The following is a 20,934-nucleotide window of genomic DNA, read 5'->3' as shown; positions in this document are numbered from 1 at the left end:
TCTTTAAAGAGGTATATAATATACCTGTTATAGCGCGTTGGAGGGAAAAGCAATACCTGATATACTTGTTTTATGCAGCTGAACCTTCGAACAGATTATGCCTTGCGAATGCTCATGGCCCTTGCCGCCAAAGATGATGTCGTGTCGATCGACTGGCTGGCCGATCACTACGACATATCGCGCAATCATCTCGCGAAAGTCGCACAAGAACTGGTCGCCGCAGGCTATGTCGCATCCCTGCGAGGAAGGGGGGGCGGTCTGCGTCTGGCGCAGCCTCCAGCGGAGATAAATGTCGGCGAGGTGGTCCGCAGATTGGAGAATCTCACGGGTTTTGTTGCTTGCATGGGCGGCAAGGAGAATTGCACAATCGATGGTGCATGTGGCCTGAAGCCTGCGCTAGCTGGCGCTCTTGAGGCCTTTCTGACGCATCTGGACCAGTTCGACCTGGCGCAAATTACGGGCGAGCAGCATAGACTTCTCAGTCGGCTAGCGCCTTGACCGGTCCAGGTTGGGCAATGTCCATTGCCCAACCATCTGCGATCCGCTCATCGTTGCAGCAAACCCGCATTTGGCATCAAATGATTTGCGTGATTTCGCCCAGACTTGGGATATGCGTTTTCCAACCGAGTTGGCTGGTAATCTTCTCCGCGAGGGCAGCGGACGACGATGCCTCGCCATGAACGACAAAGGTCCGGGATGGAGGCTTCTTGAATCCGCCAAGCCAATCCAGGAGCGCAGCCTGATCGGCATGGGCAGAAAAGCCATTCAACGTATGGATATTGGCTCGGACGGGCACATCCTGTCCAAAGATACGAACCAGATCGGCTCCGTCCACCAGCCTGCGCCCCAGCGTACCTTGCGCCTGAAATCCGGTAATGAGAACAGCGCTCTCAGGGCGCGGCAAATTCTCCCGCAAATGATACTTGATACGGCCGGCCGTGCACATGCCGCTCGCTGCGATTATGATCGCGCCAGCGCGAATGTCGTTGAGCGCTTGGGATTCCTCGACGCTCCCGACGAACTTCAAGTTGGGGATATTGTCTCCCTCGGCATGCCACCGCGCCAGACTGCGGGCCTGTTCGTCAAAGAGATTCATATGCCGCGCGGTAAGCTTGGTCACTGCGGTTGCCATGGGCGAGTCCACGAAGATGTCGAGATCGCCAAGGCGTCCTTCGCACACCAGCTGGTGAAAGTAGTAGATGAGTTCCTGTGTCCGGCCGACCGCGAAGGCCGGTATGATGACGTTGCCCTTCTTTACATGAAGTGTTTCGGACACGACAGCCACGAATTCATCGACAGTATCGGTGAGATTCTTGTGCTGACGGTTACCATAGGTCGACTCGATGAAGAGGACATCGGCTTCCTCGATGATCGCCGGATCGCGCAGAATCGGGCGCCCAGGCTGCCCCAGGTCCCCCGAGAAGACCAGTTTTCGGGCGCGCCCATTATCGGTGACCCATACCTCCACGATCGCCGAGCCGAGAATATGACCGGCATCGCGGAACCGAACCTCGATGCCGGTCTGCGGTTGCAACCGTTCTTCGTAGTCCACCGGTCGCACCTGGAGCAGGACAGCTTCTGCATGAGCGAGTGTGTAAATCGGCTCCTTCACCGGCTTGCTGCGATTGCGGCGACGGCGCGCCCTTCTCTTGGCCTCCGTTTCCTGGATATGCGCGCTATCGCGCAGCATGATCTCCAACAACTCCGCCGTCGCCGCCGTTGTATGGATAGGTCCGCGAAACCCTTCGCGGTAGAGCTTGGGTAGCAGGCCGCTGTGGTCGATATGCGCGTGTGTGAGCAGCACGAAATCGATGTCAGACGGCTCGAACGCAAAAGGAGTACGGTTCTTGTCGCTTGCCTCGCGGCCACCCTGAAACATTCCGCAATCGACCAGAAACCGGGTCTGTCCGGTTTCGATCAGTGTGCAAGAACCGGTGACTTCCTGCGCTGCGCCGTTGAAGGTAACTTGCACGAGACTTTCCCTCTACAGATTTGGCTAGTGTGGTCGATCGGGCTCATTCCGGCGGCTCGCCGCCATAGAAACCGTGGATGACGCGAACTGCATCCTCAGCGCTATCGACGATTTCAAACGAAGCGATATCGTCGGCATCGATGAACTCTTCTTCGACAAGGAAATCAAAGTTCACCCCCTTCGCCCAATAATCACGACCGACCAGGACGACCGGGATCGGCGCGATCTTGGCGGTCTGGATCAGGGTCAGGACTTCGAACAGTTCATCAAGGGTGCCGTAGCCGCCCGGGAAGGCGACGAGAGCCTTGGCACGAAGGAGAAAGTGCATCTTGCGGATCGCGAAATAGCGAAACTGGAAGCACAGTTCGGGGCTGACAAAGGGGTTTGGTTCCTGCTCATGGGGCAGAGCGATGTTAAGGCCCACACTCTTGGCACCTGCCTCCCGCGCGCCCCGGTTGGCGGCTTCCATGATCCCCGGGCCACCGCCGGTGACGACAGCGAAATCGTGCAGACCCGCATCGTCAAAACTGCGCGAGACCAGCGAGGAAAATTTCCGCGCCTCCTCGTAATAGTGCGAATATGCTTTTCGCTTGTGCGCTCGACCAAGCTCTGTGCGCAATTGCGGATCGTCCGGTTCCTCGCGCAGCTCGGCTTCAAGTTCTTCGATCCGCGCACTGGCCACCTCGGGCGGCGATATGCGTGCACTCCCGAACACGACCACGGTCGAGCGGATTCCCTCCTGACGCAGATACCATTCGGGCTTCAGCAGTTCGAGTTGAAGGCGCAGCGGGCGAAGATCATCCATGTTGAGGAAGTCGATATCTTCGGATGCCGGCGTGTAAGCGGCGCTTACGACCGGAGTGCCATTCTTGCCTGGCATGGATGGATTTCCTCGCGTTTTCATTGGACACGCCGGACTGCCCGCCGACGAGCATACTCGAAAAGCGCGTTCATATATGCACGGTCGAAGCGCTCGCGATCCGGGAACAATTCATCGTCGAAGTCTTCTTCGATTGCCACGACAGAGAAGGTCATGCCATTTCGTTTGGCGAACCTCTGATAGCTTCGCAGCATTCGCCGATCGGCGGCAGCGATCATAGTTTGAAGTGATCGTGCAAGGATCGGGAATGTGCGCGGTTCGACAACCTCGTATCGCGGCTGCGTATGGCCATTGTAAATAATGGTCATCGAACTTCCCGCGGAAATCGCCGGGCGGTAATTCGCTTCTTCGTTCCATAGCACGGTTGGCGGTACTGCCAGAACGCTGGCGATCGTGCCGCCATCGACATGCATCTCGGTAAAGGTTTCGCCGTCGGCCGTCACTTCGATCAGTACCGGTGGCAACAAAACCGGAATGCTGGCCGAGGCGAGGAGCACGCGCTCGACGAGCGCTTCCGCCTCCTCTGTGCCCTGTTCAGCGATCGCTCCGATGTCCCAGACCGTGCCGCGCTGGGTATCGAGATTGGTCGTCAGGACAAGCAGACGCCGACCCTTGGCGTGCGCCTCTGCGATCTCGCGCAGCAGTGCCGGTGTGACCTCGCGCTCGATCATTGCGCGCAAGGGACGGCTCGACGCCAGGCCGGGACCGCCCAGCACTCCAGAAACGGGACGCAAACGAAATACGTCGTCCGCCTCGATGCCGGTGTAAAGGCGATGCAATGCCGGATCCTTTTCCGGGCCGACGAAGGCGAAAGGAGCGATCAGCGCGCCCGTGCTCACTCCGACAACGATGTCGAAGGCGGGACGGGTTCCCGCTTCGGTCCAGCCGACGAGGTATCCCGCTCCAAAGGCTCCGTCGTCCGAGCCGCTAGAGAGTGCGAGGAGGTTCAGGGGGTCTGAGACTCGTGCGTTCGCGCGATCCCGGAGTAGGTCATCGCGCCAACTGTCGATCCTCGCGACCGGTGCGTCGAGCTCGAACCTGATGGCGGAGAACCCTGGCACAGTCGCGCGTGCCTGCAGCTCGGCAGTCGCCAGTGCCCTGTCTGGAAGGGTCGCACAGGCTCCGGTGAGGGAGGCGACGGCGATGATCGCAAAGACGCGGCCATGCGTCATCGTCCGCTCGGCGTCTGGGCTTGGTAGTCAAGATCGGCCAGTCCATCTTCGTCCAGGTCAACCCAGGCACCGCCGAGCGCCTTATAGAGCGTCGCGGCAGACCAGGCCCGAGCGGCTTCGGAGAGCGCGACCAAGCGAGCCGCTTCCAGGAACTGCAAGCGCTGCCGCTCCAGGGCGAGCTTGTCATCCTCGCCTGCCCGAAAGCGGCTCTCCGACAACCGAAGAGCCGTCTCGGCCGCTACTGCCGCTTCGCGCGCTGCCTGGAGCCTCCGACCCGCGGTCTGAAAGCCATTTATGGCATCCTCGGTTTCCGACAGCGCTTCGGCGATGATCGTCTCGAAGCGCGCTGCCGCCGCGTCTGCCTGAGCATCAGTCGCCCGGATTTGGGCACGGATACGTCCACCACTGAAGATCGGCCAGGAAAAGCTCGGTCCGATGCTGAAGCGTAGGGTTTCGCCACTCGCGAGATTGTCGAGGGATTGCGACTGGAGGCCGAGACTGCCCAGTAGCGAAAAGCGGGGATACAGGTCGGCCGTGGCGATTCCGACGTCGGCGACCTCGGCGGCGAGTTCGCGTTCTGCGCGGCGCACGTCTGGGCGGCGCGCCAAGAGGTCCGAACGCAATCCGACGAGGATCGTGTCGGGGACCTGCGGTATGGCGCCGTCGTCGGCGAGTTCCGGCACCACGGTTTCGGGCGGTGCGCCGAGGATTGCGGCGATGCGGTAAGCCGCACTGCGTGCACCGGCCTCTAGCCGCAAAACAGCCTCGCGCTGCGCTTGGGCGCTGATCGTCGCCTCGGCGGCCTGGATGCGCGAGGATTCACCCCCCTCATAGCGCAGGCGCGTGAGGCGTTCGAGTTCCGCAGAAGCATCCGCCGCCGTCCGTGCCAAGCGGGCTTCCGCCTGCGCCTGACGCAAATCGACGTAGGATCGGGCCAGTTCGCCGGTAAGCTGCACGATGACGTCGCGCCTTGCCTCGGCAGCCGATTCCAGCCGCGCCTCGGCGGCTTGCCGGGAGCGGACCTGCCGACCCCAGAAATCCAGTTCCCAATTCGCGTCGAAACCGATGTCGAAGAGGGAGTATTCCGATGAGAAACCCGGAATGTTCGATACCGGCAGTTGCCCCTCCTCGCTTATCCGGTTCTGCGTTGCGGACGCAGTCAGTCCGGCTTGAGGCTGGGTCCGCCCGATTACCGCGTCGCGATTGGCGCGCGCCTGTCTAAGCCGAGCGCTCGCTTCGGCCACGTCGGGACTGTTGGCAAGAAGGCGCTGGATCAGCGAGGTCAGGACCGGATCGTCGAAACGTGTCCACCATTCGGTTGTCACCGATCCCTGACCGCCCGGTTCGAGCCAGTTTGCGGCGATCGCCGAGTCGAGTTCGGGTCGCTGGTAGTCGGGCCCCACCGTCGTGCAGCCAGCAAGTCCGGCAGCTACGGCGACGGCGAGAGAAGAATTACGATATCCCATGATCACTCCATGCGGGCGCGGAACAGCCAGGCGGAGGTGCCCAGAGTCGCGATCGAAAGCAGGACGAGCGGCCAGAGCAGTCCGAGCACATCGAATAGCGGCATGTCCTTCAGGAAAATCCCGAGCGACATTTCGAGAAAATACCGGGCGGGAATGAGGTAAGTTATCGGCTGCAGCCAATCCGGCATATTGGCGATCGGGGCGGCAAATCCCGATAGCAGCACGATCGGTACAGTAATGACGAAGGAGCCGAGGAAGGCCTGCTGCTGGGTCTTGGACAGGCTGGAGACGAACATGCCGAACCCGCCCAGCGCGAGGGCGTAGAACGAGAGGCCCAGAACAAACAGGAGTATCGATCCAGTGAACGGCACACCGTAGATCGGGGCTGCCACCACAAAGACCAGTCCGGCGAGGACGGCGACAAGGAATGGGGGGATGATCTTGCCGATCAGGATCTCGTGGACGCGGAGCGGCGAGACCATCAATTGGTCGAACGTGCCCAGTTCGCGCTCGCGTGCGACGCTTTGCGCAGTAACCGACAGCGCGGAGACCGACACGATGATGCAGGCGAGTGCCGGAATGTTGAACCAGATGAAGTCGAGGTTGGGATTGAACCAGCTGCGCGTGATGCTGGGCGGACCGGTGGTCCGCGCCGGTCCGGCCTCCATACCGACCGACGAGGCGATCTCGGAGATGTAGCGTGACACAATCTGCGCGGCGTTGATGCGCCTGCCATCGAGAACCACCCCGATTGCCGCCGGTTTCGAGGAAAGGACCGACCGGTCGAACTGCTGGTCGAAGACAAGCGCGGCGATGATCTGCTGCTGGTCAATCGCATCCTGGAGCTCGTCGTAGGAACCGAGCCTGCGAACTTCGTCGAAATTGCCGCTCGCCTCCAGGCGGCTGAGGATCTCTACGCTCTCGACCCCGCTCGATAGATCGAGGTAGCCGACATCCGTGTTCTTGACTTCGAGCGTGGCCGCGAAGGAGAACAGCAGGAGCTGGATGAGTGGCGGGACGAACAGGGTTATGCGCCCTCGCGGATCACGCAGGAGCGCCCAGGCCTCCTTGACGATGATTGCCTTCAAGCGCTGCATCAGGCGAGGCTCCGGCGATTGACGCGAAAAGTGAGAAACAGAAGCAGGGCGCCGAAGCCGACTAGCGCAGCTATGTTCGGCAGGAACAGCGCCCACACGTCCCCCGCCATGAATACAGTCTGCAAGGATGGAACCAGGTAGCGAGCCGGGATGATGTAGGTGATGGCCTGGATCGGCCACGGCATAGACGAGATCTCGTAAAGAAAACCCGACAGGAGGAGAGTCGGCAGGAATCCGCTGAGAAGTCCCGCCTGACTTGCTACGAACTGGTTCTTGGTGACCGCGCTGATGAGCAGGCCCAGGCCGAGGGCGGGCAGGAGGAATGCGCAGGAGATGACAAACAGTGCCATAACCGATCCGCGGAACGGAACGCCAAATACTGTCACTGCCAGAACCGTGCACAGCGCGATCGAGACCAGCGACAGGATGAAGTAGGGCACGACCTTGCTGACCAGAAATTCGCTCATACGCATCGGCGTTGCCATCATTGCTTCCATCGTGCCGCGCTCCCACTCGCGGGCAATGACGAGCGATGTCTGCAGCGTCCCGATTATCACCATCACGATGGCGATCGAGCCGATAACGAGCGAATAGCGGCTCTTGAGTTCGGGGTTAAACCAGTATCTTTCTTCGGTGCGAATACCGCCGCGCTCCGCTTGCCCCGCCTCCAGTCCGCGGCCCGCCGCCCAATTGGCGCGTAGTCCTTCTGCGTAGCCGGCGGCGAAAGTTGCGTTGTTGGGCTGCGATCCGTCGGTAACGATCTGGATCGGCGGCGCTTCGCCGCGCGGTACGCCTTCACCGAAGCCCTGCGGAATGACCACCATCGCGAAGATGTTTCCGCTGACGAGATCGACCTCGATCTCGTCCACGCTGCGGGCCTGCTCGACTTCGAACCAATCGCTGTTGTGATAGGAGGCTGCCAGCGACTGGGCCGCCTCGCTATCGTCCTGAACGACAAGGCCGATCCGCGTGGTGCCCATATCCAAATTCAACCCGTAACCGAACAACAGCAGAAGGATAAGCGGCAGCACGAGAGCTATGATGTACGTCGATGGATCGCGCGAGACCTGAAGAATTTCCTTGCGCGACATCGCGGAAAGACGACGGACGTCGAACTTCTCGCGATCTCCTGCCCGGTTCGTTTTCGGTGGCGGCACGGATGCTTCGGCCTGCGCTTTCATGCGGCTTTCTCCACCGCAGCATCCCTGTCTTCGACCAGGGCGATAAAGGCATCCTCCATCGTCGGGGCCTGCAGGCCGGGCGACAACTCCTGGGCGCGGCGTTTCAATTCATCGGGAGTTCCCTGAGCGATCAGTTGCGAGCGGTAGATCAGCGATATGTCATCACAATACTCGGCCTCTTCCATGAAATGCGTCGTCACCAGGACTGTGACGCCCTTTTCCACGAGGCCATTGATATGCGTCCAGAATTCGCGGCGGGCGACCGGATCGACACCCGAGGTCGGCTCGTCGAGAAAGAGCACCGGTGGCTGGTGCATCACTGCGCAGGCTAGCGACAGGCGTTGCTTGTAACCCAGCGGCATCTCGCCCGCACTTCGGCTCAGACTGTCACCAAGTCCGAAGACCTCGATGGCGCTATCGATCGCATCGCGCGCCTCGCCGCGCGAGAGCCCGTAGGCGCCAGCGAAGAAATTCAGATTCTGGCGGACGCTGAGGTCGCCATATAACGAGAACTTCTGCGCCATGTACCCGAGTGAGCGGCGCGCCTCCGGCCCTGCAGTGCGCAGGTCATGTCCCGCCACTGCCCCCGAACCTTCGGTGGGAGTCAATAGACCGCATAGCATCTTGAAAGTGGTGGATTTCCCTGCCCCGTTGGGGCCGAGCAGTCCGTAAATCTTGCCGAACGGTATGACAAAATCCATGTTGTCCGCCGCCGTGAAATCACCGAAGCGCTTGGTCAGGCCCTTAGCCTCGATGGCGCAACCGTCACCACCAAGGATCGTGCGATACCTTCGGGCGAGTTCACTCGTTCCGTCAGGCCCGCCTCCGAGCCGGTTGATGAACCCGTCCTCGAAGCGCGGTGGGACCGACTGCATCTGGGAGTCGGCGTCAAGGTCCAGCACGATCGGCTCGCTGGGCGCAGGGCGATCGAACAACAGGCGGATCGAACGTCCCTGAAGCGTCCCGTCGATCACGTCGTCACGGTCGAGCATCCGGGTGAGCAGCCTTCGCCGCCGTCCCTCGAATCCGGTGACAACCGCCACACGTCCGGTAACCTCGTCGGTCAGCTCCGATGGATTGCCGGAAAAGAGCAATTCGCCATGGTTGAGCAGGTAAACGACCTCGCATTGCTCGGCCTCGTCGAGATAGGCGGTCGACCACAGCACGCCGATACCTTCGTCGACAAGTTGCTCGATCATCCCCCAAAGTTCGCGCCGCGATACAGGGTCCACGCCCACACTCGGTTCGTCGAGCAGCAGGAGCCTGGGGGTTCGCACGAGGGCACAGGCGAGACCGAGCTTCTGTTTCATCCCGCCCGACAGCTTGCCTCCAAGCCGTGACTTGAAACGGGCTAGGTCAGTGAAGTCGAGCAGGCGCGCAAATACTGCGTCCCACTCGCTTTTCGGAAGCCCGCGCATCCGGGCATAGAGCGTCAGGTTCTCGATAACGGACAGATCTTCGTACAGGCCGAAGCGTTGGGGCATGTACCCCAGATCGAAACGGTTGGTGCCCGGCTCGCCTCCGAGCACCTCGACGCTTCCCTCGGTGGGGGACAGGAGATTGGCGAGTATCCGGATAAGCGTCGTCTTCCCGGCCCCGTCGGGGCCGACAAGTCCGGTAATTTGACCCGTCTCGACGGTGAGGGCGACGCCCTTGAGCGCGTCGTCTTCCGCACCATCGAAACGCATGACCAGGTCGCGAGCACTGGCGACAGTCTCACCCATCTCACTCGTCCCTCGCGGGGCGCGCCTGCGGGATAGTGACAGTTACTGGCTGGCCCTGCCGCAAACCGCCATCGGCTTCGTCCACCACGATCCGGACGCGGTATACAAGGTCGGTTCGCAACTCCTCGGTCTCCACCGACTTAGGTGTGAACTCGGCCTGCGGAGAGATGTAACCGATCCGGCCATGGTAGGGCTCGGCTCTTCCATCGACCTTGATGCTCACGCCCATACCCGGCTCGATGCGCGTCAAATCAGGCTCGCTGACGTAGGCGCGGATGCGCACCGGTCGATCGATTGCGATGGTGAAGGCGGGCGTTCCTGGCTGCACGAGCGTTCCCGGTTCTACGGCGCGAGTAACCACAATCCCCGCTATCGGTGCTCTAAGCCGTGTGTCGGCAAGATCGGTTTGAACGCTTGATCGCTGCGCTAGCGCGGCGTCCAGGCGAGCCTGTACCGCGGCAATATCTTCGCTGCGGGTTCCGGCCCGCAAGAGCGACAAGACTTGCTCGGCTTCACGCAGCTGCGCCTGAGCGCGCCGGGCCTCTGCGAGCGTTCGGTCCCAAAGCTCACGGCTGATCGCGCCCTCGCCGACAAGTGGGCGGCGGCGGTCAACGTCGCTCTCGGCCTTTGTAAGCGTGACCCGCGCGGCATCGACGCGAGCTTGCGCTTGTGCGATGTCCTGCGGGCGATTGCCATTGCGCGCTCTGGCGAGCGCCGCGCGGGCTTGGGCAACGTCGGCTTCTGCCTGCCGCATCCGGTCCTCGCTTCGGGCGGGATCGAGCGATGCGAGGATCGCGCCACTCTCGACCTCGTCACCTTCGTCCACCTTGATTTCTTCGATCCTGCCGCTGTTCTCGAATGCAAGATCGACTTCCCGGATGTCGACGTTGCCGTAGAGCGTGAGCTGTCCTTCGTTCTCGCTCATCCAAAGGCCGAATCCAGACGTCACGACCAAAGCGACAACTGCGGCGCCGAGCGCGAGGAGGCCGATGATAGACTTTCGGGTCACTGGCGACACTCTGGGCTCTGGGTGAGGATGCAGCGGGCATTTGCAACGACTCGATCGATCATGAGTTCGGCGGCCGCCGCGTTCATGGTGTTAGCCTCAAGCAGCCGTTCAATCGAGGCCCGCCCGAGACGCAGGAAGATGGCCTGCCCCCAGATCGTGATCGCGACGCTACGGCGGTGGATTTCATCGAGGTCGGGGCGGGCAATTCCGACCAGTTCGACGACCTTTGCCATTATCAGATCGATCGCCCCTGTAGCGATGCGCTCGAAAGCTTCGGTGGGCTGTTGTAGCTCGTTGGACACGAAGCGCGCCCAGGGCGCTGTTTCTTCGGACATCATTATGCCTGCGAAGCCTCGCAGCAGGAAGCAGACCGCCTCCGTCGCGCCTGAACGGTCGCTATCTTCTACCTCAACAGTACTTAGCAGAGGTGTGATACGGTCACGAACCTCCTCAACTATATAATCGGCGCACGCGAGGTACAATCCTTCCTTCCCGCCGAAGTGATAGGTGATCGAAGACATTGCGGTATCGGCCGTCGCGGCGATTGAGCGGGTCGACGCTCCGTCAAACCCACGCTCGCCAAATTGATGAATAGCCGTTTCAAGCAGGTGTTTTCGAATCATTACTCATCGATAGTTCGGTCGAACGAACAATGCAAGTGGCCCGGATATTTCAGACGGAGCGCCCCGGAGGCTGAGCTTTGGATAACTGGGCAACCGTTTGCACCCTGAGGTAATTCGCTGAAATTCCGCTTTCGGGCGGTCGAACAATGACCCCGAAAGTCTGATATTAGAGCGCAAAGCTGCCGAACCCTTGCTGAACCCAACGGTGCTGCTAGCCTGCGATCGTGAGCACTACCATCCCGCCCTGGTCGCCATATGAAGGCCGTCCGTCGCTTGTATCTAAGGGTCGCAAAACGCTGACCGCCGCTTTTGCGGATGTGGTCCAGTCCCGCGCTGGATTTCCGTCTTACGAACTTCCCGACATCTTTGCCGCACCGAACGATGAGGGTGAGAACGACGCCGCGCGCGATCTGGTGCGCCTCAATGCCGAACACCTCGTCCGGATGTTCGCGAACGGTCGGCTTGCAACATTCGCGCGTCCCCTAGGCGGAGGCGAGGTCGTCGGTATCGACGCTGGTCTATGGGAGCTGGACGATCCGCTTCCCCGCTTCGCAACTGGGGCGTTCAACGTCGAACGATGGATTGACTCCGGAGCACCGTTGACCCATCGCATTTTTGTTGACGATGCACAGTTCGACGAATGGTTGGCTGCGCTAAAGCCGCTAGGCCCGCTGACCGCTCGGCAGGTCGAGGAGATTGTCGATCCGCAGCTGCGTGCCGCGCGTGTGGTCGCAGCACGAAGAGTGAACTTGGGTCCGACAGTCAAGGCGGGAAGCGGCGATTTGCACATAGCGGCCTCGTCCGATCCGCCCGGTGTCGGCCCGATGTTACTGTCGATTGACGAGGTGAGCGAACTGATCGGGCGCAGCCAGTCGTCGATCTACGAAGACGAAAAGAAAGGCGGGTTCCCCGAGCGCCTCAAGCTCGGGTCGAGCTCGCGCTGGCGCAAGGACGAAGTGCTCGCCTGGATCGAGGAGCAGTCGGCAAAGCGCGGCGGGCGCTAGCGCGGCTTGCGGCGCGGGCTGTCGATGATGTCATGGGCCGGGATCGCATTTTCCATGATCATATCCGCCCAGCGCTGCGCAAGTTCGCGGCGCCGCGGCATGTAGGCAGCGCGATTGTAGCGCAACTCGCTCGCGCTCATTCCCTTTGGCGTATGCGCAAGCATTAGATCGATGATCATCCGATCGGCGAGCAGCCGTAGGTCCGTACCCAGTTCTCGCTCTGCTTGCTCGTTCATGATGGTTGAGAAACTCGACCGCCAGCCATGGGGAACGTGGCGGCCCTTGTAGCCTTCGCGGTTGTAGAGATAGCCGATCGCGTTCTCGCTGATCGGCTTGAGACCGGAACGGGCGCCTGGGAATACAAGGGGCGATCGCCCCGTCAGCCAGCGCACGGCGCGAAGCGTGTCGACCGCCTGCAGGGACAGCGGCACCGGATGATCGAACGCTTCGTCGGTGCGCAGGTGCAGTTCTTGTTTGATCTTCTCAGCCGGCACCTTCCACAGTGCCGCGCTCGTATCCGCGTTCGGATCGCCCCAGTCGATCCCGGTGATGTCATCCCATTCCATGAACCGGACCATGCCCGGACGCTGTGCGGTGAGCGCCAGCAGGCGCGCAGCGAAGCGGTTGACTGGTGAGGCACCGGCACGATCGATGTCGCCGATCATCGTACGGATCGCATCGATGTTGGTAAGGGCAGGATAGCGCTTCGCAGGCGGCAACGGTGTCAGCGCGTCGTTGATATCCAGGGCCGGGTTCTCAAGGCCAGCGCCTCCGGCATTGGCGTAGCGATAGATGGCCGCCACGCGCTGCTTGATACGCCGCGCTGTTTCGATCGCACCGCGTTTCTCGACCTTATGCAGAACCGAAAGCAGCAGCGGCTTATCGATTTCGGCCAGCGGCATCTCGCCCAGATGCGGGAAGACATCACGTTCGAGGCTGGTGATGACATCGTTTGCGTGCACCGGCTTCCAGCGTGCGACCTGCAAAGCATGCCATTCGCGGGCCATCCCCTCGAACGACTTCGCCGCATCATTCCTGCCAATCAACCGACTGCGCTTTGCGCTGTGCCTCGGGTCTCTACCATTTCTTAGAATCTTCTTCGCCTCGTCGCGCTTCTCGCGAGCATCGGCCAACGACACCTCGGGGTATGCACCTAGCGTCAGTAAGCGCTCCTTGTTTTCGAAGCGGTATTTGTAGCGCCAGCTCTTGTGACCGCTCGCAGACACGTGAAGATGCAATCCGCGGCTGTCGGCAAGCTTGTATGCCTTTTTTCTCGAAGCAGCCGCGCGCACCGCCTTGTCCGTCAGCATCCGATACCCCATGTCGATCAGTTCGTTACCCCCAAAATACCCCGACATGCGTCTGGCTAGGGGTGAGATGGGCTGAACCGCATAGGAGTCGCAAACAGCAGAATTGTAAAGCTTTCCGCACGATTTTGGAGGTGATTGGAGAGCCTCGAAAGGGCCGGTGGCGGAGCAGGAGGGATTCGAACCCTCGATACGGGGTTACCGTATACACACTTTCCAGGCGTGCGCCTTCGACCACTCGGCCACTGCTCCGCGTTCTCGGTTGCGCTACCACTTCGTTACTCGAGCGCGGCACCCACTTCAGCGAGCCCGGCCTCGAGCAGCGCACAACGCGGTAGGCCAACCAAGAACGCGCGCGTCTAGCGGCGACCGGTGGGTTTCGCAAGCCGAAGCGGAACGCAAAGGTTCTCAAAATGCGGATTCGGTGTACAACCGTCCCCAGTGGCAGTGCTGCGCGGATCAGGCATACCCTGCGAACACCGCCTCGAAGCCCCCTCCCGCCCCTACAATGCGCGAGAGGGGGCTTTTGTTTTACTGCGCGCAATGGCACGTCTTGCCCCATGACAAAGCCGCTGATTTCGCTCGCCGCGCTGTTTGCGCTCACTTCTCCCGCGCTGGCGCAGGATGCACCCGCGGCGCCCTCGCCCAACCAGGTCGTGGCCGAGGCTCCGGTGGAAGAGTGGCTCGATATCCCGGCGGAAGACCTCGTCGTGATGACATTGGCGCCCGCGGCAAACGGCTCCGGACGCACGGTCGTCATCCAGCTTATGCCGGAGCCCTTCAGCCAGAGCTGGGTCGACAACATTCGCACGCTCGCACGCGCGCAGTGGTACGACGGCATCACCGTCAACCGCGTTCAAGACAATTACGTCGTGCAGTGGGGCGATCCGAATTACGACAATCCGGAAGCCGATGGGGCGGCGAAACCGCTGCCGGAAGGGCTGGTGGAGACGCATGAGAAAGATTACGTCTTCGAGTACCCGCGCGATCCGGGCGGGGACCCATCCTACTACCCGCTCAGCGCAGTCTTGCGGACAAATTGGATCAAGGGGCTGGTGGAACAAGGAATCATCCCTGACGAAGCGCAGATTCGGGAGGCATTGTCACGGCAGAAGGGCGACAGCTACGCACTCGAAACCGCCTATATCGGGGGGTGGCCGGTCGGCATGGCAGCCGAGTCCCAACCCCAACACCGGGACATTGCCTGGCCCGTGCACTGCTACGGCATGGTCGGGGTGGGCCGGAACCTGGCGCCCGATGCAGGCACGGGGGCGGAACTCTATACTGTCATCGGCCATGCGCCGCGCCATCTCGACCGCAATATCGCGCTGGTCGGGCGCATCGTGGAAGGGATAGAGCACCTTTCTTCGCTGCCGCGCGGCAAAGGACAGCTCGGTTTCTACGAAGACGAGAGCAAGCGCATCCCAATCCTTTCTGTGCGCGTTGCCAGCGACCTGCCCGAAGCCGAGCGACCCGCCTTCGAATACCTCTCCACCGGGGGCGAGACCTTCGCGCGCTATGCCGATGCGCGGGCCAATCGCCGCGATCCCTTCTTCAACGTACCGGCTGGCGGTGCCGATATCTGCAACATCCCGGTGCCCGTGCGGCGAGTCGCCGATTGAACGAGACGCTCGCCTTTCGCGGGCCAGTGACCCGCTGGCAGGGCGAAAAGGCGACCTACCATCTGCTGACTATCGATGGTGCGGCGGCCGAGGCGATTGCCATGCACGAACGCATCCGCCGGTTGGAACTGGGCGGCAGGCGCGGCTTCGGATCGGTCAAGGTCATGGCGACGGTCGGCGAAACGCGCTGGAAGACTTCGGTCTTTCCTTCCAAAACGGGGGATTGGTGGCTTCTGGTCGGCAAGAAAGTGTTGAAGGCAGAAGATCTCATGGCGGGCGACGAAGCCACTCTGACACTCAAACTGCTCTAAACCCTTTGCATCAATTCGATACGATTGCCGAAGGGATCGGCGATATCGCCCCGGATATAGCCATCCAGCTCCTTGCCCGGCTTGAAGCGGATTCCCGCCTTGCCCAGCCGCTCCACCAAAGCAGCGAGATCGCTGACCAGCAAGGCGGGATGCGCACGGCGTGCGGGAAGAAAGCCCTCTTCCACACCGCAATGGATCGCGACACCCCCACCTTCGAACCAGCAGCCGCCATTCACCGCAAGATTCGCGGGCTTCGCCACCTCTTCCAACCCCATCAGATCGATCCAGAAGCGCCGGGCATGCGATTCGCCGCCATGCGGCATGGCGAGCTGGACGTGATCTATGCCGGTGATCGTGCTCATACGCGCTCCGCCTGGGCCACCGAATCGCTGGCCCGCAATGCGCTCAGAATACGTGTAAGGTGCGGCACGTCCTGCACCTCGAGATCGATCTCGTAAGTGGTAAAAGGATGGTCGAGCTGGGTTTGCTCCAGGCTCGTCACATTGACGTGGTTCTGCGCGAAGATGCCCGCCATTTCAGCCAGCGTCCCCGGCCGGTCGTAAAGTGTCACGCGCAGCCGCCCGACCGCCCCGCGCGAACGTTTGCCCCACGATAGATCGAGCCAGTCGCTGTCGATCCCGCTGGCCAGGCGACTACAGTCGATCGTGTGTACCTCGACCCCCTCGCCAGGCTTGCGCAAACCCACGATCCGATCGCCGGGAACCGGGTGGCAGCATTCGGCGAGCTGGAAACCCACGCCGGGCGTCAACCCCCGAATCGACAACGCCTTGCCGCTCTTCGCCCAGTCCGGTTCGTTTTCGAGCTCCGCCGTGCAGCCCGGCACCAGCGCCTCCATGACCGTGCGGTCTTCGATCTTGGCCGCACCGATGGCGTAGAAGAGGTCTTCGTCTTCTTCCATATCGAGCCGTTTGAGAGCCTCGCGCAAGGCTTTCTTGCCGATCTTGGCGGGCACGCGCAGAGCGATTTCATCGAACAGTTTCTTGCCGATCTCGGCCACCTCGGCGCGTTCCTTGAGCCGTACCGCACGGCGGATCGAGGCACGCGCCTTGCCGGTGACGACGAAGCCCAGCCAGCTCATCTGCGGATCGGCCTGATCGCTTTTGATGATCTCCACCACGTCGCCATTGTTGAGCTGCGTGCGCAGCGGCATGTGCCGTCCGTTGATTTTGGCGCCAACGGTCTGCGCGCCCAGATCGGTATGGACGGCAAAGGCGAAATCGACCGGGGTGGCCCCCTTGGGCAACTGGAACAGCGCGCCTTTGGGCGTGAAGGCGAAGATGCGATCTTGATAGATCGCCATCCGCGTGTGTTCGAGCAGCTCGTCGGGATCGTGGCTGGCATCGACGATCTCGATCAGGTCGCGCAGCCAGCCGACCTCGCCGTCGGGACGGTCGTGTTGCTTATAGGCCCAATGCGCCGCCAGTCCGAATTCGTTCAGCCGGTGCATCTCGCGCGTGCGGATCTGCACCTCGACCCGCATCGACTTGCCGTAGATCAGCGAAGTGTGGAGCGAGCGATAGCCGTTATTCTTCGGGGTAGAGATGTAGTCCTTGAACTTGCCTGGCAGGAACTGCCACGTCGTGTGGAGCACTCCCAACGCCCGGTAGCAATCGGATACGTCCTCGCAGATGATGCGAAAGGCCATGATGTCGGTGACCTGCTCGAAGCTGACATGCCGTTCGGCCATCTTGCGCCAGATCGAATAGGGATGCTTCTCGCGGCCGGAAACCTCTGTGGTAATCCCGGCTTCGGCCAGCGCATGCTTCATGTCGAGCGCGATGGCATCGACTTGCCCGCCATCCTCGTTGCGGATCTGGTCGAGCCGCTGGGTGATGGTCTTGAACGCTTCGGGCTCGATTTGCTCGAAAGCGAGCATCTGCATTTCGCGCATATATTCGTACATGCCGATCCGCTCCGCCAGCGGGGCGTAGATATCCATCGTCTCGCGTGCGATGCGCTGGCGCTTCTCCGGCTTTTTGATGAAGTGCAGCGTGCGCATATTGTGCAGCCGGTCGCCCAGCTTGACCAGCAGCACACGGATATCCTCGCTCATGGCGAGCAGGAACTTGCGCAGGTTTTCCGCCGCGCGCTCGTTCTCGGGCATCTGCTCGATCTTGGAGAGCTTGGTAACGCCGTCGACCAGCCGTGCGACATCGGTGCCGAAATTGGCCTCGATGTCCTCGATCGTCGCCAGCGTATCCTCGACCGTGTCATGGAGCAGCGCGGTGGCGATGGTTTCCTGATCGAGCTTCAGATCGGTCATAAGGCCCGCGACCTCGACCGGATGCGAGAAATAGGGGTCCCCGCTCGCCCGCGTCTGCGTGCCGTGCTTCTGCACGGTATAAACATAGGCACGGTTGAGCATCGCCTCGTCGGCGTCGGGGTCGTATTCCTTGACCCGCTCTACGAGTTCGTACTGGCGCAGCATCCTGTGCTCACGATGTGGGCAAACCCTGCTGCAATGCAACGAAAAATGCTGAGCCGCGCGATCAAATCCGTTGCGACAGGACTTCTAGGAAGGGCGCCGACTCGTCCAGGCGGAAGGCCACCCGATGAACCTGCCGCGATTTCCCGAACAAGGGACGGTGTTCGAGCGGGCGCGACAACCGCAGCACGACATTGGGATGTGAAAGGATGGCCGCGTTCAACACGGTCTTCTGCTGCGTTTCGGCGTGGGAAATCGTCGGCTCTACTTCCGCGATCGCGTCGAAGGGGACGAAAATATCGATCACCGTCCCCGCACGCACCTGCACACCGTCTTCCCGCAACAGCACCGGATAGAGCCGGAATGCCTTCATCAGCGCGACAAGGAACAGGAAGCCCCAGATACCCAGCGCCAGCAGCACCCACGCCGCCCGCTCGCTCCAGTGGCTGACCAGCAGATCGACTACGACAATTTCGATGACTTGCAGCACAAGGAAAACGCCGATCATCGGATTGATCACGCGATGATAGGCAAAGCCCCGCGCGCCATCGGGCACATGCGGCCTTGCACCCCAACTGAACAGCGCCATCCGCATCATCGCGCTTTCATGCGCAGCGAACTGCACGAGCTTTGCGGGAAGGACTTCACTGGCTGCAGCTTCTACCGAACGGGTGGCCAGAAATGCCCGCGCGGCCAATGTAAGGCTCCAGCCGAGATAGGCCGTAACGGTCAGCCCCATCGCGATGACCACGCCCTGCATGTCGAGCAAGGCCGCCCGTACCGGCGCCGCCGCAGCCAGAGTGGCCACGATGCACCCTGCTGCAACCGCGCCCAGCAAGGCGCGCAAACCTGGCCTATTGCGAGGCGCCTTCGCAATCAACGCCAGTGCCAGCGCATCGGCGGCTATCCAGAGGAACAGGATCGCAGCCGCACGCGGATAGCGGGCGGCCATGTCGCTATGGGTTGCCAGCCGGGCCGCCAGGATTGCCAGCAGCGGGGCTAGCAGCAGTAGTAGTATCGGCGCGGTTCTGGCGGCGAGGCGAGATGTCATGGCAAATCTCCCTGTCGCCCCAAGCCCTAGCGTCAAGCCGACTTCGTTTCAATCGCATCCAGTGCACGCAATCATGCGCTGCCTGCAATCATTCGTCATCCATCACCCGGTCCACTCCGGCCCGCGTCACCGCGTGATAGCTGTCGCGGGTTTTCGCGTAGATGCGCGTCGCAATCGGGCGCCCCCACTCACCTTCGTTCCACAGGACCTGGAACAGCGGGCGGACGAATTTCGCGCGGCCCACTTCGGACAGAAAGGCATCGACCTGCGGCACGGCGGGATCGTAGCGGTTCTCCAGCGCCATCTCCAACCACAGGAAACGTATCTCGTTATTGCCGGTGTCCGAGAGGCCAAGCGTTGAATCGAGTGCTGCCAGTTGGTCTGCGGTAAGCTCTTTCGGGAGGTTGTCGAGAAAGCGCATCTGTTCGGCAGCGGTCCAGCCGGAATAGGCGGCGGGGATGGTTCCGGCAGACGTATACGCTGTGACGGCGCGGTCCACCTCGGCGAAGGCCGCCTGATCGGGCTTGGCGACGTTCGCCGGCAGGCCCGGCTCGAAAATCCACTGGCGCAGCATGAGCATATCGGCCTCCGCCTCGCTGCGTACGAGGTTGGTCATCATATCCTCGTAGAACATCTCGCTCGTGGCGGGCTGGAAGGCGTGGCTGTCGAACCACTGGCGCAGCCAAGTGTCGAACCGATCGCGCCCGACCGTGCGTTCGACCGTGCGCAGGAAGAAAGCGCCCTTATCATAGGCGATCGCGCTGCCCAGTTCATAGCCGCCATCGGTGCTCAGCGCCGTACCCGGCGCATCCCCGCCCACTTCGGCCAGTGTAGCGAGGATATTGGCATACATCAGAGCAGCTTCCTGCTCGGCGCGCTTCTTGCCATAGACCGCTTCGACAATGCGGTTCTCGAAATAGGTGGTCACACCTTCGTTGAGCCAGCTATCGCCCCACACCGCATTGGTGACGAGGTTGCCCGACCAGCTATGTGCCAGTTCGTGCGCGACGAGACCGTTGTTCGACCGATCGCCCGCAATGAAGGTCGGGGTAAGGAAGGTCATCACCGGATTTTCCATACCCCCATAGGGAAAGGCCGGTGGCAGCACGATCATGTCGTAGCGGCCCCAGCGATATTCGCCGTAGAGCTTCTCGGCTGCGACGACCATCTCCTCGGTATCGGCCACCTCGGCATGCGCGCGAGCGATCACCGACGGCTCCGCCCATACGCCGGTGCGCGGACCAATCGCCCGGAAATCGATGTCGCCCGCCGCGATCGCGATGAGATAGGGCGGCACCGGCTTGTCCATCACGAATGTGAAGGCCCGGCGCCCGTTGCCGAGATCCTCGGGCTCGCCCTGGCGAACGCCGCTCATCACCACGTCGAGCGGCTTGGGCGCGGTGATCCGCGCTTCCCAGGTCTGGCGGATGCCGGGGCTGTCCTGCGTCGGAATCCAGGTGCGGTTGAGGATTGCCTGGCCCTGACTGAACAGAAAGGGATGAACCTTGCCTGCGGTCTGTTCCGGGCTGAGCCATTGCAGCGCGCTGGCGTCGGCAGGAGCGCGATATTCGATGCGCAGGGTGGTTGCGCCGTCAAGCTGGATGGTCAGCGGAGCGCCCTTGCCGCCCTTTTCGACCAGTTCGCCGATCTCATAAGCCAGTTCGCGGCCTGCAGCGTCGGTAATGCGCGCGATCTCAAGGCCGTTGCTGTCGAGCACGATCTCCTCCGCGCCCGGAGCGGCCAGCACGTCGAGCTGCGCCACACCGCCCACCCGCCGGGCGGCGAAATCCAGTTCCAGATCGAGCGCGACATGCGTTACCCGCGCAATTTGCGGCTGCGCATGGGTCAGGCTGTCGACCGCCTCGGCCGAGGTCAGGATCGGCGAGATCATGCGTTCCGGCTGCGGGGCGGAAGTCGTCGGCGGAGCGGCCTCCATCGTGGTGCAGGCGGTGCTGGCAAGCAGCAGGGCGAGCGGGGCGGCAAGGCGGCGCATGGGCATGTCTCCGTTGCATGGTGCCGGATTCGCGACCCGGCCTGATGTTCTGTCTACGCCGGGGCGCTATTGCCGA

General features: G+C 61.7%; 18 protein-coding genes and 1 tRNA gene. 4 read left to right on the top strand and 15 right to left on the bottom strand.

Features of this window, described 5'->3' with window-relative positions; all coding sequences use genetic code 11:
- The first annotated feature begins 72 nt into the window (after window positions 1–72).
- Complete coding sequence (locus MUY37_RS13900; protein WP_499195958.1) at window positions 73–498, top strand: RrF2 family transcriptional regulator; 426 nt, start codon at window positions 73–75, stop codon at window positions 496–498.
- Between the two features lie 76 nt (window positions 499–574).
- On the opposite strand, the gene MUY37_RS13895 is transcribed toward MUY37_RS13900, so the two are convergent.
- From MUY37_RS13895 to MUY37_RS13855, 9 genes are read right to left on the bottom strand one after another with little or no spacing between them, the layout of a single operon-like run.
- Window positions 575–1,972, bottom strand: coding sequence for an MBL fold metallo-hydrolase RNA specificity domain-containing protein (locus tag MUY37_RS13895; protein WP_499195957.1), 1,398 nt, complete (start codon window positions 1,970–1,972; stop codon window positions 575–577).
- A 43-nt stretch (window positions 1,973–2,015) separates the two neighbouring features.
- A complete protein-coding gene (locus MUY37_RS13890) occupies window positions 2,016–2,852 on the bottom strand; it encodes an LOG family protein (RefSeq protein WP_499195956.1) in 837 nt (278 codons plus the stop codon).
- A gap of 20 nt (window positions 2,853–2,872) precedes the next feature.
- On the bottom strand, window positions 2,873–4,024 hold the full coding sequence (locus MUY37_RS13885) for a patatin-like phospholipase family protein (protein ID WP_499195955.1): 1,152 nt from the start codon (window positions 4,022–4,024) through the stop codon (window positions 2,873–2,875).
- Window positions 4,021–5,490 (bottom strand): efflux transporter outer membrane subunit, encoded by a 1,470-nt coding sequence (locus MUY37_RS13880; RefSeq protein WP_499195954.1) that lies wholly within the window; start codon window positions 5,488–5,490, stop codon window positions 4,021–4,023. The genes MUY37_RS13885 and MUY37_RS13880 overlap by 4 nt, the downstream gene beginning before the upstream one ends.
- Window positions 5,491–5,492: 2 nt before the next feature.
- Window positions 5,493–6,587: an ABC transporter permease gene (locus MUY37_RS13875; RefSeq protein WP_499195953.1), complete on the bottom strand. Its 1,095-nt coding sequence runs from the start codon at window positions 6,585–6,587 to the stop codon at window positions 5,493–5,495.
- On the bottom strand, window positions 6,587–7,768 hold the full coding sequence (locus MUY37_RS13870; protein WP_499195952.1) for an ABC transporter permease: 1,182 nt from the start codon (window positions 7,766–7,768) through the stop codon (window positions 6,587–6,589). The genes MUY37_RS13875 and MUY37_RS13870 overlap by 1 nt, the downstream gene beginning before the upstream one ends.
- The gene (locus tag MUY37_RS13865; RefSeq protein ID WP_499195951.1) at window positions 7,765–9,492 is read right to left on the bottom strand and encodes an ATP-binding cassette domain-containing protein; all 1,728 of its coding nucleotides are present in this window, start codon (window positions 9,490–9,492) and stop codon (window positions 7,765–7,767) included. The genes MUY37_RS13870 and MUY37_RS13865 overlap by 4 nt, the downstream gene beginning before the upstream one ends.
- Before the next feature lies 1 nt (window position 9,493).
- Window positions 9,494–10,501 (bottom strand): HlyD family secretion protein, encoded by a 1,008-nt coding sequence (locus MUY37_RS13860; protein WP_499195950.1) that lies wholly within the window; start codon window positions 10,499–10,501, stop codon window positions 9,494–9,496.
- The gene (locus tag MUY37_RS13855) at window positions 10,498–11,124 is read right to left on the bottom strand and encodes a CerR family C-terminal domain-containing protein (protein ID WP_499195949.1); all 627 of its coding nucleotides are present in this window, start codon (window positions 11,122–11,124) and stop codon (window positions 10,498–10,500) included. The genes MUY37_RS13860 and MUY37_RS13855 overlap by 4 nt, the downstream gene beginning before the upstream one ends.
- Window positions 11,125–11,348: 224 nt before the next feature.
- Between MUY37_RS13855 and MUY37_RS13850 the strand changes: the two genes are divergently transcribed.
- On the top strand, window positions 11,349–12,128 hold the full coding sequence (locus tag MUY37_RS13850; RefSeq protein ID WP_499195948.1) for a helix-turn-helix transcriptional regulator: 780 nt from the start codon (window positions 11,349–11,351) through the stop codon (window positions 12,126–12,128).
- Here MUY37_RS13850 and MUY37_RS13845 read toward each other — a convergent pair.
- Together MUY37_RS13845 and MUY37_RS13840 are read right to left on the bottom strand one after the other, a co-directional pair.
- A complete protein-coding gene (locus tag MUY37_RS13845) occupies window positions 12,125–13,486 on the bottom strand; it encodes a tyrosine-type recombinase/integrase (protein WP_499195947.1) in 1,362 nt (453 codons plus the stop codon). The genes MUY37_RS13850 and MUY37_RS13845 overlap by 4 nt on opposite strands.
- A gap of 110 nt (window positions 13,487–13,596) precedes the next feature.
- Window positions 13,597–13,687, bottom strand: a tRNA-Ser gene (locus tag MUY37_RS13840).
- Between the two features lie 308 nt (window positions 13,688–13,995).
- On the opposite strand from MUY37_RS13840, the gene MUY37_RS13835 reads away from it, so the two are divergent.
- Window positions 13,996–15,057: a peptidylprolyl isomerase gene (locus tag MUY37_RS13835; protein WP_499195946.1), complete on the top strand. Its 1,062-nt coding sequence runs from the start codon at window positions 13,996–13,998 to the stop codon at window positions 15,055–15,057.
- Entirely contained in the window at window positions 15,054–15,368 is a 315-nt protein-coding gene (locus tag MUY37_RS13830) for a DUF1905 domain-containing protein (protein WP_499195945.1), read from the top strand. Before MUY37_RS13835 ends, MUY37_RS13830 begins: the two co-directional genes overlap by 4 nt.
- On the opposite strand, the gene MUY37_RS13825 is transcribed toward MUY37_RS13830, so the two are convergent.
- The 4 genes from MUY37_RS13825 to MUY37_RS13810 form a co-directional block, all read right to left on the bottom strand.
- Window positions 15,365–15,730 carry a VOC family protein gene (locus MUY37_RS13825; RefSeq protein WP_499195944.1) on the bottom strand — a complete coding sequence of 122 codons (366 nt, stop codon included), beginning with the start codon at window positions 15,728–15,730 and terminating at the stop codon, window positions 15,365–15,367. The two genes, MUY37_RS13830 and MUY37_RS13825, sit on opposite strands and share 4 nt — an antisense overlap.
- Window positions 15,727–17,817, bottom strand: coding sequence for a RelA/SpoT family protein (locus MUY37_RS13820; protein ID WP_499195943.1), 2,091 nt, complete (start codon window positions 17,815–17,817; stop codon window positions 15,727–15,729). The genes MUY37_RS13825 and MUY37_RS13820 overlap by 4 nt, the downstream gene beginning before the upstream one ends.
- A gap of 61 nt (window positions 17,818–17,878) precedes the next feature.
- Window positions 17,879–18,865, bottom strand: a complete 987-nt coding sequence (locus MUY37_RS13815) for a hypothetical protein (RefSeq protein ID WP_499195942.1) — start codon at window positions 18,863–18,865, stop codon at window positions 17,879–17,881.
- Window positions 18,866–18,953: 88 nt separating this feature from the next.
- Entirely contained in the window at window positions 18,954–20,858 is a 1,905-nt protein-coding gene (locus tag MUY37_RS13810; RefSeq protein ID WP_499196134.1) for a M1 family metallopeptidase, read from the bottom strand.
- Window positions 20,859–20,934: the final 76 nt, after the last annotated feature.

It is taken from the genome of Qipengyuania sp. ABI-127-1 (assembly GCA_022953095.1).
GTDB lineage: Bacteria > Pseudomonadota > Alphaproteobacteria > Sphingomonadales > Sphingomonadaceae > Qipengyuania.
Note: the sequence above shows the minus strand (reverse complement) of the source record. Positions and strands in the feature narration are given on the sequence as shown.